This window comes from Janthinobacterium sp. BCJ23 (assembly GCF_059617945.1).
In genome coordinates this window covers 967,880-984,044 of the sequence record NZ_JCAQAW010000002.1, presented here as the reverse complement: position 1 = coordinate 984,044, position 16,165 = coordinate 967,880, and the positions used below count along the sequence as shown (strand labels likewise).

At 65.0% G+C, this 16,165-nt stretch carries 14 protein-coding genes; 13 read left to right on the top strand and 1 reads right to left on the bottom strand.

The features are described from left to right. The first annotated feature begins 82 nt into the window (after positions 1 to 82). The 12 genes from tssK to AC54AG_RS10380 all read left to right on the top strand — a co-directional run bounded on the left by tssK (position 83) and on the right by AC54AG_RS10380 (position 14,994). Positions 83 to 1,429: a type VI secretion system baseplate subunit TssK gene (gene tssK, locus AC54AG_RS10435; protein ID WP_496630260.1), complete on the top strand. Its 1,347-nt coding sequence runs from the start codon at positions 83 to 85 to the stop codon at positions 1,427 to 1,429. Positions 1,430 to 1,646: 217 nt separating this feature from the next. Further along, positions 1,647 to 4,631, top strand: a complete 2,985-nt coding sequence (locus tag AC54AG_RS10430) for a sensor histidine kinase (RefSeq protein WP_496630259.1) — start codon at positions 1,647 to 1,649, stop codon at positions 4,629 to 4,631. Further along, positions 4,628 to 6,793: a sensor histidine kinase gene (locus AC54AG_RS10425; RefSeq protein ID WP_496630258.1), complete on the top strand. Its 2,166-nt coding sequence runs from the start codon at positions 4,628 to 4,630 to the stop codon at positions 6,791 to 6,793. The genes AC54AG_RS10430 and AC54AG_RS10425 overlap by 4 nt, the downstream gene beginning before the upstream one ends. Before the next feature lie 174 nt (positions 6,794 to 6,967). Further along, positions 6,968 to 9,190: a two-component system response regulator gene (locus AC54AG_RS10420; protein ID WP_496630257.1), complete on the top strand. Its 2,223-nt coding sequence runs from the start codon at positions 6,968 to 6,970 to the stop codon at positions 9,188 to 9,190. 130 nt (positions 9,191 to 9,320) lie between these two features. Continuing rightward, the gene (locus AC54AG_RS10415) at positions 9,321 to 10,187 is read left to right on the top strand and encodes an urease accessory protein UreD (RefSeq protein WP_496630255.1); all 867 of its coding nucleotides are present in this window, start codon (positions 9,321 to 9,323) and stop codon (positions 10,185 to 10,187) included. Between the two features lie 12 nt (positions 10,188 to 10,199). Beyond that, positions 10,200 to 10,502, top strand: a complete 303-nt coding sequence (locus tag AC54AG_RS10410) for an urease subunit gamma (protein WP_034751936.1) — start codon at positions 10,200 to 10,202, stop codon at positions 10,500 to 10,502. A 23-nt stretch (positions 10,503 to 10,525) separates the two neighbouring features. Further along, entirely contained in the window at positions 10,526 to 10,855 is a 330-nt protein-coding gene (locus tag AC54AG_RS10405; RefSeq protein WP_034751935.1) for an urease subunit beta, read from the top strand. 1 nt (position 10,856) lies between these two features. After that, complete coding sequence (gene ureC / locus AC54AG_RS10400) at positions 10,857 to 12,557, top strand: urease subunit alpha (RefSeq protein WP_496630254.1); 1,701 nt, start codon at positions 10,857 to 10,859, stop codon at positions 12,555 to 12,557. Positions 12,558 to 12,570: 13 nt separating this feature from the next. Next, positions 12,571 to 13,095, top strand: a complete 525-nt coding sequence (gene ureE, locus AC54AG_RS10395) for an urease accessory protein UreE (protein ID WP_496630253.1) — start codon at positions 12,571 to 12,573, stop codon at positions 13,093 to 13,095. Continuing rightward, the gene (locus tag AC54AG_RS10390; RefSeq protein WP_496630387.1) at positions 13,095 to 13,775 is read left to right on the top strand and encodes an urease accessory protein UreF; all 681 of its coding nucleotides are present in this window, start codon (positions 13,095 to 13,097) and stop codon (positions 13,773 to 13,775) included. Before ureE ends, AC54AG_RS10390 begins: the two co-directional genes overlap by 1 nt. A 23-nt stretch (positions 13,776 to 13,798) precedes the next feature. Beyond that, positions 13,799 to 14,437 (top strand): urease accessory protein UreG, encoded by a 639-nt coding sequence (gene ureG / locus AC54AG_RS10385; RefSeq protein ID WP_219327223.1) that lies wholly within the window; start codon positions 13,799 to 13,801, stop codon positions 14,435 to 14,437. After that, positions 14,434 to 14,994: a HupE/UreJ family protein gene (locus AC54AG_RS10380; RefSeq protein WP_496630252.1), complete on the top strand. Its 561-nt coding sequence runs from the start codon at positions 14,434 to 14,436 to the stop codon at positions 14,992 to 14,994. Before ureG ends, AC54AG_RS10380 begins: the two co-directional genes overlap by 4 nt. Here AC54AG_RS10380 and AC54AG_RS10375 read toward each other — a convergent pair. Next, entirely contained in the window at positions 14,991 to 15,602 is a 612-nt protein-coding gene (locus AC54AG_RS10375; protein ID WP_034751930.1) for a 1-acyl-sn-glycerol-3-phosphate acyltransferase, read from the bottom strand. The genes AC54AG_RS10380 and AC54AG_RS10375 overlap by 4 nt on opposite strands. Positions 15,603 to 15,852: 250 nt before the next feature. Here AC54AG_RS10375 and AC54AG_RS10370 point away from each other — a divergent pair, with 250 nt between their 5' ends. Continuing rightward, positions 15,853 to 16,074 carry a hypothetical protein gene (locus AC54AG_RS10370; protein WP_034751929.1) on the top strand — a complete coding sequence of 74 codons (222 nt, stop codon included), beginning with the start codon at positions 15,853 to 15,855 and terminating at the stop codon, positions 16,072 to 16,074. Positions 16,075 to 16,165 lie beyond the last annotated feature (91 nt).

The following is a 16,165-nucleotide window of genomic DNA, read 5'->3' as shown; positions in this document are numbered from 1 at the left end:
CTGCGCAACATCAAGGACTTTCAAGCTGGCAACATCAGACTGGCAAGGCAGCATGATTCCAACGGTCAACATGGAGAACGTCATGACATTGCCATCCAAATTACTGTGGTCCGAGGGGCTGGCCATCGGCCCCCAGCAATTCCAGCAGCTGGACCGCTACCATGAAGCGCGCTTGCAGCGTCTGGCTTCACTCATCAATCCACATCTATGGGGTGTGCACGGCGTCAGCTGGAATGCGGATGCACTGGCCAACAATAGCCTGCGGGCGGACGCCATGTCGCTCGTCTTTCAGGATGGAGAATTCTTTGAGGCGCCTCTCGGCGATGTATTGCCCAGTGCAGTTGACCTGTCCAAGCTGCCTTCCAGCGAACATAGTTTTACTTTTTACGCCGCGTTGCCGACGCTGCAGGCACACGGCGGCAATGTGAGCTCCGTAGGCGCGCGCTATGTTCAGGCGGATATCGAAACCCCGGATCTGTACAGCGAGGCAGTCAGCATCGATGTGGCTTACCTGAAGAAGCGCGTGTATCTGCTGTCGCAACTGGATCCGCTCCATGATTATCTTGCCATCCCGGTGATCCGTTTGTACCGCGCTGGCAATGGCAGCTTTGAAATCGATGCCTCCTTCATTCCGCCTGGTCTGACCATCTGCGCCGAGTCTTCGCTGCAGAAAATGCTCGATTCGCTGATCGACCGCATGGGCGCGAAAATCGAGGCGCTGTACAGCCGCCACCGTCAACCCGGTAACAATACGGTTGAATTTCATGGCGGGGATGTGTCCTCATTCTGGATGCTCAATACATTGAGCACGGCCAGCGCCACGCTCAGTCATTGCGCCAGTTACCGGCGCCACCATCCCGTGTATTTGTTTGAAAAATTGATGGCATTGGCCGGCGGCTTGATGACGTTCTCGAAAAAGTACACGCTGAGCGACTTGCCGGCGTATTGTCACGATGACGCGGCTCCCGGTTTCGGCAAGCTCGATGGCATCATTCGCGACTTGATCGATACGGTGCTCCTGTCGCGTTACTTCCCGATTCCACTGTCCAACGACACGCAACAAAACACCCACTATCACGGTTTGCTCGATGCCAAGCGGATTGACCGTCAGACTGAACTCTGCCTTGCGGTCAACGCCGATATGCCGGCGCTGGAACTGGTTGCCACGGTGCCGTTGCAGTTCAAAATATCGTCTCCGGATAATATCGAACTATTGCTTGGCAGGGCACTTCCGGGTGCCGACTTGCGTCATATGGCCCAGGTTCCTGCTGAAGTGCCAGTGCGGCCTAATACCTATTACTTTTCGATCGATAACAAGGGCAGCATTTATGACAGCATGATCAAGGCCCAGGCGATTGCGATTTATGTGCCGTCTGGCATAAAAGGGCTGAAGCTGGAATTGTTCGGCATCAGCGGTACCGCCGCGTAACGATGGTTGTTTTGGCAAAAGATTGCCCTAAGCAATAGACTTGCCCCAGCAGTTGACGTTATCATGTTTTTGTAAGTGTCGGTCGCTGAGCAGTCAGCGCAATGGTGAAACATGGTGACAGCGAGAGTGAGCATGGGCATGGCGAATGATGCGTGATGTGCCTGGTGGCGGGATGGGCAGGGCAGCGGTGCGCCGCTGTGGCCGCGCATTGCTGTTGATGCTATGCGTCGCCGCGGCCGCGCCGGCCCTGGCTGCAGGCGCGGCACCGCCGCACCAGGGGCAGCGCGTGCTGGTCCTCAACGCCTACGATTACGGCCGCGCCGGCGTGGAATCGTACACGCGCACTTACGTGGCCGCCATGGCCGCAGCGGGCCTGGCCAGCGAAGACATCATGGTCGAGCACCTGAACCTCAATACCCAGGGCGACCCGGCGCTGCGCAACGAGATGCGTGATTTGTTGCTTTTAAGATACACCCAGATGATGGGGCGCAAGGCTGACCTGATCGTTGCCATGCAGCAGCCGGCGCTCGATTTTTTGCTGTCGGACCTGGCGCCGCTGGCGCGCGGCGTGCCCGTGCTGGCGATTAACACCTCGGGCAAGGCTTTACCGGTAGGCAGCCCGCTGGCCATCTGGCAGCAAAAGGCGAACGTCGATTTTCCCGGCACCCTGGCGCAAGCGATGGCGCTGTTCCCTGAAACCAAGACCATCGTCATGGCCGTCGGTGCCAGCGAGGCCGACCAGGCCTTGAAGCGCAGCATGCAGCAGGCGGCGCAGGCGTGGCAGGGTATCGTTTTCATGGAGTATCTCGACGGCCTGACCCTGGCGCAGATGCGCGCGAAGGTGGCGCGCCTGCCCGCCGATACGCTGCTGGTGACGGGCAATGTCAACCGCGACGTGGACGGTGCCATCGCCACCCCCGTGCAGTTTGCCGGTGAACTGGCGCGGCTGGCGAACGTGCCCGCCTTCGGCATGTACAACACGAACGTGGGCAAGGGCATCCTCGGCGGCTCCATCCTGCACATCGAAGGGGCCGCGCAGCAGGTGGCGCGGATGTCGCTGGCCGTGTTGGCCGGCAAGGCGCCAGCCGCACCGGGCGCCTTGCTGCCGCCGGTCCGTCCCGTGCCCATGTATGACTGGGAGCAGCTGCAGCGCTGGGATGCCGACATCAGCCGGCTGCCGCCGAACACCCTGTTCTTCAACCGTCCGCCGCAGCTGTGGCACGAGCACCGCGCGGCCGTGCTGTCGGCTGGCGCCGTGTTTCTCGCCATGGCGTGCATGCTGAGCGCCTTGCTGCTGCAGCGCCGCCGTTTGCGCCGCGCCGAGGGCGAGGCGCGTGAAAGCGAGCAGCGCTTCCGCATCCTCGTCGAGCATGCGCCCGAAGCCATCGTCGTGTATGACCTGGATCTGGACCGTTTTATCGACGCCAACAGCAGTGCGCAGCGCATGCTGGGCATGTCGCGCGAAGCGCTGCTGGCGCGCGGGCCGTTCGACCTGTACACGGGCGAGCAGCCCGATGGTCTGCCGCTGGGACTGATGATGGAAGAGCATCTGCGCCGCGCCATGCTCGGTGAACCCATCCTTGTCGAGCGCAATGTGCGGCGCGCCGACGGCAGCATCTTCCCTTGCGAAGTGCGGCTGGTGCGCTTGCCGATGGAAGGGCGGCGCCTGGTGCGCAGCGGTATCGTCGACATTTCCGAGCGCAAGCAAAGCGAGCAGGAACTGCTCGGCTACCGCGACCACCTGGAGGAACTGGTGCAGCAGCGTACGGCCGCCCTGTCGGTGGCCGTCACCGAGGCCGAATCGGCGAACCGCGCGAAAAGCGTCTTCCTCGCCAACATGAGCCACGAGTTGCGCACGCCCTTGAATTCCGTGATCGGCTTTTCGCAGATGATGGCCGATTCGAGCAGCATGTTCGAGGAAGAAAAGCATAACCTGGCCATTATCAACCGCGCCGGCCACCATTTGCTCACCTTGATCAACGATATCCTGGAATTGTCGAAAATCGAGGCGGGCCGCATGCAGCTGCAAGCGGGGCCCGTGGACTTGAACGGTTTGCTCGACGAAGTGCTCGAGATGGTGCGCATGCGGTCGAGCGACCAGGGCATCGCGCTGCGGCTCGAGCGTGCTGGCGTGCCGCCGCTGGTGCGCCTCGATGGCGCCAAGCTGCGCCAGGTGCTGCTCAATTTGCTGTCGAACGCGCTCAAGTTCATTAAGCAGGGTAGCGTGACCCTGTCGCTGGCCTGCCAGGCGCAGGACGATGGGCAAGTGGCGCTGGCCTTTGCCGTGCGCGATACGGGCAGCGGCATCGCGGAAGAGGACCTGGAGCGCATCTTTGAACCGTTTGTGCAGGCCGACAGCGCCGTGGCGCAGGCCGGCACGGGACTGGGGCTGACCATTTCGCGCGAATTCGTGCGCCTGATGGGCGGCGAGCTGCGCGTCGAATCGACCTTGGGGACCGGCTCCATGTTTCATTTCGACTTGCGCGCGCCCTGCGTACAGTGCCCGGCCGTCGCGCCGCTGGCGCCGGGCCGCGTGGCGCGCCTGCCGGCGGCGCAGCGCGGGCGCACGGTGCTGCTGGTCGACGATGACGACAACTGCCGCAAGCTGCTGACCGGCTTGCTGGAGCCGCTGGGCTTCCAGCTGCAGGAGGCGGCGGGCGGCGTGCAGGCGCAAGCCATGCTGGCGGCGCAGCGCTACGACATCGTGCTCAGCGACTGGCGCATGCCGGACATGGATGGCCTGGCGCTGACGCGCTGGCTGCGCGCGCAGCCGGCGCTGGTGCAGCCGCGCCTGGTGATCATGACCGCCTCCGCCTTCGAGGAAGAAAAGCAGGAAGCGCTGGCGGCCGGCGCCGACGGCTTCCTGCGCAAGCCGATCGAGCAGGAACACCTGTTCGCCATGCTGGAGCAGCAGCTGGGCGTGCGCTTCCAGCGCACCGGCGCCGTGCCGCCGCGCGTGCCGGTCGCGCCATTTGACCTGCAGCAGTCGCTGGGCCAGTTGGGCGCGGACGAGCGCCAGGCGCTGCTCGCATCCGTGCAAGCCCTCGATTTGCGGCGCAGTGCCATCGTGCTGGCCGGCGTGGCGACCAGCCTGCCGCAGCTGGCCGCGCACATCGCCGCCATGCTGGAACAGCATCAATACCAGCCGCTGTGCGCCTTGCTGGCGCAGCTGGCCAGCGAGCCTCAGGGCGAAGACGCATGACGCTTCACCCATCCAAGGGCGCGCGCCTGGGCGGCGTGTCCATCGTGCTGGCCGTCAGCGTGGCGCTGACCTTTGTCGTCACCGCGCTGCTGCTGGTGTTTGCCGTGCTGTTTTACCAGTCCGAACGCGAGCAGCGCTGGCAGCAGCTGCAGCGCAGCCTGTCCGTCAGCGCGGACCAGCTGGCCGTGGCCATCGAACTGCCCTTGTGGAATCTCGATGAAAAGCAGATGCAGGCCATCATGCGCAGCATGCTGGGCAAGCGCGACCTGATGGCCAGCTCGCTGACGCCGGGCATCGGCAAGGAAGCGCTGGTCCTGCGCCGCACCGCGGAAGGCGCCATCGGCAGTTTTTCCTCGCTGTCCGCGGAGCCGGACTGGCTGGTGCAGCGGCGCCCCGTGACGATGGGCGGACAAGTCATCGGCAGCGTGGCCGTGTACGCGACGCCTGCCCTGCTGCACGCGCAGCTGCGGCAGCGCGCGCTGGGCATCGGCGCCATGATCGTGGCGCTCGACGTGATCCTCGTGGCCAGCATATGGCTGCTCATGTGGTGTCTGATGCTCAAGCCCCTGAAGGCGATCGGCCAGTATGCGGCCGGCATCCAGGCAGGGCAGGGTGAAGCGTTCGGCACGCCGCCGAAAGCGTGGTTCCTGGGCGAGCTGCGCACGCTGTACCGTTCCATCCGCGACATGGTGGCGCTGCTCGACAGCCGCTACCGCGCCTTGCAGCGCAGCGAGGAACGCGTGCAGATGGCCACCGGCGCGGCCAGCATCGGCATCTGGGACTGGAACGTGATCAACGGCGCCTTGCAGTGGGACGAGCAGATGTACGCGCAGTTCAGGGCAGATGCGGACAGCGGCACGGCGCCGGCGGCGATCTGGCGCGCGGCGTTGATGCCCGACGACGTGCCGGCCGCCAAGGAGGCCCTGCGCGCCGCGCTGGGCGCCGGCCAGGCGTTCACGCACGAATACCGCATCCTGTGGCCCGATGGCGCCATCCGCTACATTAAGGTCGACGCCGTGATCTTCCGTGACGGGCAGGGCCAGCCCATGCGCCTGGTGGGGTCGAACTACGACATCACGGCGCACCGCGAGGCCGAACTGGAACTGCTGCGCCACCGCCATCACCTGGAAGAACTGGTGGCCGAGCGCACGAGCGCCCTGTCGGTGGCCGTCAGCCAGGCGCAGGCGGCGAACCGCGCCAAGAGCACCTTCCTGGCGAACATGAGCCATGAACTGCGCACGCCCTTGAATTCCGTGATCGGCTTTTCGCGCCTGATGGCCGCCTCGCCCAATATGCACGACGATGAAAAGCGCAACCTGGCCATCATCCACCGCTCCGGCAATCATTTGCTCACCCTGATCAATGAAATCCTCGAACTGTCGAAGGGCGAGGCGGGGCGCCTGCAGGCGCAGACGGCCGTGGTGGCGCTGGCGCCCCTGTTGCAGGAAGTGATGGACATGCTGGGCATGCGCGCCGAGCAGCAGGGGCTGGCTTTGCGCCTCGATTGCGCGGGCCTGCCGGAGGCCGTGCTGCTCGACGCGACGCGCTTGCGCCAGGTGCTGCTGAACCTGATGTCGAACGCCGTCAAGTTTGCCGGCGGCGGCGAAGTCACCCTGCGCGTGCGCGGCGAGCGGCGCGATGGCGATCAATGGATGCTGTCGTTCGCCGTCAGCGACACGGGTATCGGCATCGCCCCGGAAGACCAGCAGCGCATTTTCGAGCCCTTCGTGCAGGCCGACAGCGCGGGACCCAAGGATGGCACGGGCCTGGGCCTGGCCATCTCGCGCGAATTCGTGCAGCTGATGGAAGGCGAACTGACGGTGGAATCGACGCCGGGGCAGGGCGCCGTCTTCAGCTTCAGCATTCCCGCGCAGGCGGCCGAGGCGCCGCTGCAGGTGCCCGTGCCGCAGCCCGTGTCGCCGGCGCCCGAGGCGCGGCCGGCACTGCGGGCGCAAGATTTGCTGCTGTTGACCGGGGAAGAGCGCGCCGCCTTGCTGGTGGCGCTGCGCGAATTGAACCTGGCCAGGGTGGCGCAGCTGCTGGCGGCCCTGCCCGCAGTGGCGGCGCCGTTGCTGGCGCCGCTGCAAGCCATGCTTGACCAGCATCAGTACCGCCAGCTATGCGACTTGCTGGAGATTGAGGGGGCGCTGGCGCACGCTTGAAAGTGTGGGCTGACAACATCGGATTCGCTGAAAAGAACGACTAAGTACCGTCGATGGATGGTGCTAAATTGCAATAAAGATTATGATGATAGTACGTAGTTCATCGCAAAGAAATGTCTTGTCCAGCGTGGCAACCGACCGCCGCGCCTCATCCAAAGCTGAGAGAACTGCTACATGCACCGCGATTTTTCGGAAGTGAACTCGAAGGGCGAAGTACTGATCGTTGAAGATACGCCGGCTTCGCTGAAGCTGTTGAGCGATTTGCTGGGCGGCGCCGGCTATGCCGTGCGCCAGGCGCCGAACGGTGAACTGGCCCTGTGGACGGCCCAGGCGCGCCCGCCTGAGCTGATCCTGCTCGACGTGCGCATGCCCGGCCTCGACGGCTTTGAAGTGTGCCGCCGCCTGAAGGAGATACCGTCCCTGCGCCAGGTGCCGGTGATCTTCCTGTCGGCCCAGTACGATACGGACGACAAGGTGCGCGGCTTTGCGCTGGGCGCCGTCGACTTCATCGCCAAGCCCTTCCAGGCCGAGGAAATCCTCGCCCGCACCGACGCCCACGTGCGCCTGGCGCGGGCGCAGCTGCAGCTGGCGCAGGAGCGCGCCAACCTGGAGCGGAGGGTGGCCGAACGCACGGCCGAACTGGAGCAAGTGGCCAGCACACTGGCGCGCGAAGTGCAGATCCGCCGCGCGAATGAAGAATTGCTGCGCCTGTCGGGCCAGGTCTTCGAAGCGACCCAGGACGCCATCCTGATCACCGATGCGGCCGGCGTCATCGTCACGGCCAATCCCGCCTTTACGCGCATCACCGGCTACGCGGCGCAGGAAGTGGTGGGTACGGACATCATGCGCCTGCACGCCGAATACACGGGCGAAGCGGTGCTGCTGGCCCTGCGCCAGGGCTTGCGCAGCAGCGGCTGCTGGTCGGGCGAGGTGCAGACGCGGCGCAAGAGCGGCGATACCTATCCCTGCCTGCTCAGCGTCTCCACCGTGCACGGACCCGATGGCGCCGTCGTCAACTATATCGGCGTATTCCTCGACATCAGCGAACGCAAGGCCGAGCAGCATCTGATCGATTTCCTTTCCTACCACGATGCGCTGACCGGTTTGCCGAACCGCGTGCTGCTGCGCGAGCGCTTCGAGCAGGCGCGTGCGAACGCCGTGCGCGACGGCCAGCAGGTGGTGCTGATGTGCCTCGACCTGGACCGTTTCAAGAATATCAACGATTCGCACGGCCAGGCCGTCGGCGACAAGGCGCTGCAAGTGGTGGCGCGTTTCCTGTCCGGCTGCGTGCGCGAAGGCGACACGGTGGTGCGCCAGGGCGGCGACGAATTCCAGATCCTGCTGCAGGACGATGCCCTGCTGGGGCGTACCCTGGGGCTGGCGCAAACCATCCTGGCCGGCCTGCGCGAGGAACTCAGCGTCGATGGCGAACGCCTGGCGCTGACGACCAGCATCGGCATCGCCATGTGCCCGGCCGACGGCGACAGCCTCGACGACGTGCTGCGCCACGCCGACACGGCCCTCGTGCGCGCCAAGGAAATGGGGCGCGACCATTACGCCTTCTTCACGGAGCGCATGGGCAGCGATATCCGCGCCCGCCTGGCGATGCAGCAGCAGCTGCGCGGCGCCATCTGCCGCGATGAATTCGAAGTGCACTACCAGCCGCAGATGTGCTTGCGCACGGGTGCCTTGCTGGGCGCGGAAGCCCTGCTGCGCTGGGATAACCCGGTGCTGGGCAAGGTGCCACCCGGCCTGTTCATCGCGCTGGCCGAGGAATACGGCTCGATCACGGCCATCGGCGAATGGGTGCTCGAAAGCGTGTGTGCGCAAATCCGCGCCTGGCACGACGCTGGCCTGGGCAGCATCAAGGTGGCCGTCAATCTGTCCGGCAAACAGTTCGCACAGGACCGCACGGTGCCGTTCGTCGAGGCGGCCTTGCGCAAATACGGCATCGCGCCCGCCTGCCTCGGCATCGAGATCACGGAAAGCACGGTGATGGGCGACCCTGACAAGGCCGTGGCAGCCCTCACGCGCCTGAAGGATATCGGCGTGGGCATTTCGCTCGACGATTTTGGCACCGGCTATTCCAGCCTCGGCTACCTGAAACGTTTTCCCATCGACGTGCTGAAGATCGACAAATCCTTCGTCGATGACGTGACCACCAGCAGCAGCGACGCGGCCATCGCCCGTTCCGTCATCTCGCTGGCGCACAACCTCGACATGCGCGTCATCGCCGAAGGCGTGGAAACGCGCGAACAGGTCGACTTCCTGACGGAACACGGCTGCGATGAAATGCAGGGCTATTTTTTCAGCCGCCCCCTGGCCGCGGAAGCCTTCACGGCCTTGCTGCGCGAACGGCGCACCCTGGCCGTGACAGTGACAGTGGCCGTGGCCTAAGCGCCGCGGTGCGGCAGATGCACCATGCCGGTGCGCCCGCCGCAGCGCGGTGCACGATTCTCACTTTTCCTTCCCCTGACGCTGGCACATATCCTGCTTAGGTAATCGCTTATTTACGCGATTGCCCCGCATGCCAGACAGCACCCGACCAGTCACGCCTTTACCAGCCAGCGCGCACGGCGCCTGGCAGGCGCACCTGCGCCTGGGCTTTGCCTTGCACGATGGCGTCAGCCGCCTCGTCGAGCGCACGCACAGCGGCCCCCTGCGCGTGCAAAAGCCCCTGTATCCGGAAGGGGGTGCCGTCTGCCACGCCATCATCATCCATCCGCCCGGCGGCGTCGTGGGCGGCGACCAGCTGGCCGTCGACGCCACGGTGGGCGAGGGCGCGCACGCCTTGCTCACGTCGCCGGGCGCCGCCAAGTGGTACCGCGCGAATGGCCACGTCTCGGGCCAGCACATCGTGCTGCGCGCCGGTAGCGGCGCGGCCATCGAGTGGCTGCCGCAGGAAAGCATTTTCTTCGACCAGGCGTGCGTGCGCCTGCGCCACGAAGTGGAACTGGCGCCGGACGCCAGCTACATCGGCTGCGACATCGTCTGCCTGGGCCGCAGCGCCTCGGGCGAAGTTTTCAATACGGGCAGCATCAGCCAGCAGGTGCAGATCCGCCGTGGCGGCAAGCTGCTGTGGTGGGAGCAGGGCGTGCTGGCCGCCGGCGGCGCGCTGATGGCCAGCCCACTGGGATTGGCGGGGCACACCGTGTGCGCCACCCTGATCGCCGTCGGCGCCCCCGTTCCTGCCGCCGTGCTGGCGGCCGTGCGCGGGATCGCCGTGCCGGCCGGCGCCGCGTTTGGCGCCTCGCACATGAAATCGCTGGTGGTGGTGCGCCTGCTGTGCGGTGACAGCGAAGCGGCGCGCCGCGTCATGCTGGCCGCCTGGCAGCTGCTGCGCCCCGCCATGCTGGGACGCGACGCCGTCGTGCCCCGCATCTGGAATACTTGAAGAAGGAAGAACATGGACCTGACTCCCCGCGAAAAAGACAAGCTGCTCATTTTTACGGCCGCGCTGCTGGCCGAACGGCGCCTGGCGCGCGGCTTGAAATTGAATTATCCGGAAGCGGTGGCCCTGATCAGCGCCGCCATCATGGAAGGCGCGCGCGATGGCAAGTCGGTGGCGCAGCTGATGTCGGATGGTACCAAGATCCTCTCGCGCGCCGACGTCATGGACGGCATCGCCGAGATGATCCCCGACATCCAGGTGGAAGCGACCTTCCCCGATGGCAGCAAGCTGGTGACCGTGCACCACCCGATACCGTAGTTTTTTTTGAGAAGGAGTCCGTCATGACCCCAGGCGAATACCAATTGGAAGAAGGCGAAATCAGCTTGAATGCCGGGCGCGCCACGGCCACCGTGGTGGTGGCCAACCGGGGCGACCGGCCAATACAGGTCGGTTCGCACTTCCACTTTTTTGAAGTCAACCCGGCGCTGGCTTTCGAGCGCTGGCGCGCCTACGGCATGCGCCTCAATATCACGGCCGGCACGGCCGTGCGTTTCGAGCCGGGCCAGCAGCGCACCGTGGAACTGGTGGCGCTGGCGGGCGAGCGCAAGGTCTACGGCTTCAATGGCGAAGTGATGGGCGAACTGCAAGACACTCCACCGGGAAAGGATTGAGATGGCCAGCATTCCCCGCAGCGCGTATGCCGAAATGTTCGGCCCCACCAAGGGCGACCGCATCCGCCTGGCCGACACGGAACTGTTCATCGAGATCGAGCATGACTATGCGATCTACGGCGAGGAGGTGAAATTCGGCGGCGGCAAGGTGATCCGCGACGGCATGGGCCAGTCGCAGCGCTGCGCGGCCGAGGTGATGGATACCGTCATCACGAATGCCGTCATCCTCGACCACTGGGGCATCGTCAAAGCCGATATCGGCTTGAAGAATGGCCTGATCTTCGGCATCGGCAAGGCGGGCAATCCCGACATCCAGCCCGGCGTCACTTTGGCCATCGGCGGCGCCACCGAGATCATCGCCGGCGAAGGCATGATCGTCACGGCCGGCGGCGTCGACACGCACATCCACTTCATCTGCCCGCAGCAGATCGAGGAAGCGCTGATGAGCGGCGTAACCACCATGCTGGGCGGCGGCACGGGACCGGCCGTGGGTACGGCCGCCACCACCTGCACGCCGGGACCGTGGCATTTGCACGCGATGCTGGCGGCCGCCGACGCCTTCCCGATGAATTTGGGCTTCATGGGCAAAGGTAACGTCAGCTTGCCGCTGCCGCTGGAAGAACAGGTGCGCGCGGGCGCCATCGGCCTGAAACTGCACGAAGACTGGGGCAGCACGCCGGCCGCCATCGACAACTGCCTGTCGGTGGCCGACCGCATGGATATCCAGGTGGCGCTGCACAGCGATACCCTCAACGAGGGCGGTTTTCTCGAGCACACGCTGGCCGCCTTCAAGGACCGCACCATCCACACGTTTCACACGGAAGGGGCGGGCGGCGGCCATGCGCCCGACATCATCGCCGCCGTGGGGCAAGCCAACGTGCTGCCCTCGTCGACCAACCCGACGCGACCATTCACCGTCAACACGCTCGACGAGCACCTGGACATGCTGATGGTGTGCCACCACCTGGACCCGGCCATTGCCGAAGACGTGGCGTTTGCCGAGTCGCGCATCCGCCGCGAAACCATCGCCGCGGAAGATATCCTGCACGACATCGGCGCCATCTCGATGATGTCGTCCGACTCGCAAGCGATGGGGAGAGTGGGCGAGGTGATCATGCGCACCTGGCAGACGGCGCACAAGATGAAGGTGCAGCGGGGTGCGCTGGCGCCCGATACGGCGCGCAGCGACAATTTCCGCGCCAAGCGCTACATCGCCAAGTACACGATCAATCCGGCCATCACGCACGGGATTGCGCATGTGGTGGGCTCGATCGAGGCGGGTAAGATCGCCGACATCGTGCTGTGGAAGCCGGCGTTTTTCGGCGTCAAGCCGTCGATGATACTGAAGGGCGGCATGATCGCGGCCGCGCAGATGGGCGACCCGAACGCGTCGATTCCCACGCCGCAGCCCGTGCACTACCGCATGATGTTCGGCGCCTTCGGCGGCGGCCTGAAAAAGTCGTTTACGTTTGTCTCGCAGGCGGCCTACGACCTCGATATCGGGCATCAGCTGAAACTGAACAAATCCGTCATCGCCGTGAAGAACATGCGCGGCTTGCGCAAGCACGACATGATCCACAACAGCGCCACGCCGCACATGGAAGTGGACCCCGAAACCTACGCCGTGCGCGCCGACGGCCAGCTGGTCGTGTGCGAAGCGGCCGCCGTGCTGCCGATGGCGCAGCGCTATTTTCTATTTTAAGCAGGAGACAAGCATGCTGACTTTGCATACCAAACTGGGACCTGGCGATGAACGTACGCCGTTTGCCCAACTTGTGCTGCCCTACGATCAGCGCGAAAAATGCCGGCTGCGCGCCGTACTGTCGAATGGCGACGACGTGGCCGTGTTCACCGTGCGCGGCACGGTGCTGCGCGACGGCGAGCGCATGACGGGGCCGGAAGGGCAGGTGGTGCGGATCGTTGCCGCGCGCGAGCCGACCTATCTGGTGCGGTGCGCCGATGCGCACACCCTGCTGCGCTGTGCTTTCCACCTGGGCAACCGCCACACGCAGGCGCAGGTGGGCGACGGCTTTTTGCGCATCCGCAAGGACGTCGTGCTGAAGGAGATGCTCGAAGGCTTGCAGGCGATGGTGACGGAAGAAAGCGCGCCGTTCGAGCCCGAGGCGGGTGCGTACGGCGGCGGCCATGGCCACCACGACGGCCACGGCCAGCACTTGCTGGCGCCCGTGCCGCTGCGGCAGAAGATCCACCGTCCCGGCGATGTGCCAGGCGCTGCGTGATGCAGGCCTCGGCCCTGCTGCATTTGCTGCAGTTCGCCAGTCCGGCCTTGCCGATCGGCGCCTACAGCTATTCGCAGGGGCTGGAAGCGGCGCTGGAATCCGGCCTGGTGCACGACGCGGCCACGGCGCGCGAATGGATCGCCGAGCATCTGGCGCAGGTGGTGGCGCGCTGGGAAGCGCCCCTGTGCTGGCGGCTGATGCAGGCGTTTGAGGCGCAGGATTTGCGCGCCGTGCAGCGCTGGAGTGAGCGTTTCATCGCGTCGCGCGACACGGCGGAATTTCGCGCCGAAACCATCCAGATGGGCTATTCCCTGACCAAATTGCTGGCCGAACTGGGCGTGGCCGACGGCGTCCTGATCGACATGCTGCAGGGCCAGCCGGAAGTGGCCTTGCCGACAGCGTATGCCTGCGCCGTGGCGGCACTGGCGATTCCCCCCGAAGAGGCGCTGCTGGCCATGCTGTTCGCCTGGGCGGAAAACCAGGTGCTCGTCTGCGTGAAATCCGTGCCGCTGGGGCAGGTGGCCGGGCAGCGATTGCTGCTGTCGCTGCGGCCCGACCTGGAAGCGGCGGCGCTCACTGCGCAAACCTTGCAAGACGACGAGATGGGCAACTGGGCGCCCGGCCTGTCGCTGCTGTCGATGCGCCACGAAGTGCAGTACAGCCGCCTGTACCGTTCCTGAACACTATAACGAGAGACCATACTATGACATCGATCACCTCCAATCCGCTGCGCGTGGGCATCGGCGGGCCCGTCGGCTCGGGCAAGACGGCCCTGTGCGAAATGCTGTGCAAGGGCATGCGCGAGCGCTACGACATGGCCGTTATCACGAACGACATCTACACCAAGGAAGACATGGAAATCCTGCTGCGCGCCGATGCCTTGCCGGCCGAGCGCCTGATGGGCGTGGAGACGGGCGGCTGCCCGCACACGGCCATCCGCGAGGATGCGTCCATCAACCTGGAAGCGATCGCGCGCATGCAGGCGGATTTTCCCAACCTCGATTTGATCCTGGTCGAATCGGGCGGAGACAATTTGGCTGCCACTTTCAGCCCGGAATTGTCGGACCTGACGATTTACGTGATTGACGTGGCGGGCGGCGAAAAAATCCCGCGCAAGGGCGGGCCCGGCATCACGCGTTCCGATTTGCTGATCATCAACAAGACGGACCTGGCGCCATACGTGGGCGCGAATCTCGACATCATGGCGCAGGACGCCCAGCGCATGCGCGGCGCGCGCCCCTTCGTATTTACCAACCTGCGCAGCGGCGACGGCGTGCAGGTGGTCATCGATTTTATCCGCGAGCAAGGTTTGCTCGATCAACCAGGCAAGGAGCTGCAATGACTGCAAGACTGATGAAGAAAACGGCTGCCGTGTTTACCCTGTGCCTGCTGGCCATGCCCGCCATGGCCCATCCCGGCCATGGCGAGAGCGTGGGATTCCTGGCCGGGTTCGCCCATCCGTTCACGGGCATCGACCATTTGCTGGCCATGCTGGGCGTGGGCATCTGGGGCGGCCAGCAGCGCCGCGGCCTGGCGCAGCCCGCCACGTTCCTCGGCATGATGCTGCTTGGCGCGCTGGCCGGCATGGCGGGCTTGAGCATTCCCGGGCTGGAAACGGGCATCGCCGCCACGGTGGCGCTGGTAGGCCTGGCTATCGCGCTGGCGCTGGCCTTGCCGAACTGGCTGGGCATGGGACTGGTGGGCGTGTTTGCGCTGGCGCATGGCAATGCCCACGGCCAGGAATTGCCGGCCGCCTCGGCCGCCTGCGGCTTCATGCTGGCCTCGGCCATCCTGCTGTGGGCCGGACGTTTCACCGGCCAGGTGCTGGCCGAGCGCATGCTGCGGGTGGCCGGCGTGGCCTTGACGGCTGCCGGCGTGGTGCTGATGGGAGTTGCTTAGGCGCCGGGGCGGCGTTCCGACAGCACGATGGGCGCCGCCTTTTCAGGGTGCAAGCCTTGGTGGCCCGCATACACGGCGGCAATCGCCGCCATGTCGGCGTCCTTGTCGCCCGTCAGATATAAATGGTCGACGACGCCCAGCACCTTGTTCGGGTAGTCGATGTAGACCAGCAGCAAGGGCACCTTGGCCGCCACGGCCAGGTGATAAAAGCCGCTTTTCCAGTTCGGGCGGTAGCTGCGCGTCGCTTCCGGCGTGATGGCCAGCCAGTACCAGTCGGCCGCCAGCATGCGTTCGGCCTGGCGCTGTATCGTGCCGCTGGTGGTGCTGCGGTCGACGGGTTCGCCGCCCAGGTAGCGCAGCACCTTGCCCATCGGACCGCGGAACAGCGAATCCTTGGCCAGCCAGCGGAACGGCAGCGACAGCGCCCATTTGCCGAACAGGCCGACGATGAAATCCCAGTTGGACGTGTGCGGGTAGACGACGGCAATGCCGCGCGGCCCTGGCAAGGGGCGAAAGCGCATGCGCCAGCCAAACAGGTGAAGTACGCGCAGCGCGCAGCGCTGGTGCCAGGTCGGCAAGTCGCCCGCTTGTACAAATAAATCGTCCATTGATACCCTTCAGTGACACTGTTCTTAATGGGATGGCGCTGGTGGCCATTTTCCTTGAAGCAAAAATTCTGCGCAGGCATTCTATACGGGGCTGGCGGTGGCGACAAGCAGCCGAAGCCGCTATTCATGCGGTGCCGCGGCCGTTGCTGCCCCTATTTTAACGATGCTTTGCCACGGTGTCGGGCACTAAATGCGCACAATGTGGTCAAAACTTGATGCAAGGTTGATCCACCCGATAGGGAGCCATGGCATGAAAAACAATATCGATGATGGACATGGGCAGCAAGTCCGAACGGACAAAGTGATGGCCGAGCTCGTAGAGCGTGGCGTGGCGTTTCATCATGCGCTGGGGCGAACGGTGGCGACGGCCTACCTGCGTGAGCACGCGGTGCCGGCCGAGGTGATACGCCGTGTCTTCAGCAGCGTGCAGGCGCGCCGTCCGGCAAGGCCAGCTCGGCGCCGATGGCGCTGAAGGGCAGAAAAAACGGCGGGCGCCGCGATCGTCACGCAGTCCTTTGCGTTGGTATCGTTGCGCCCGCCGCTGGGGGGAGCCGCTAGTTGCT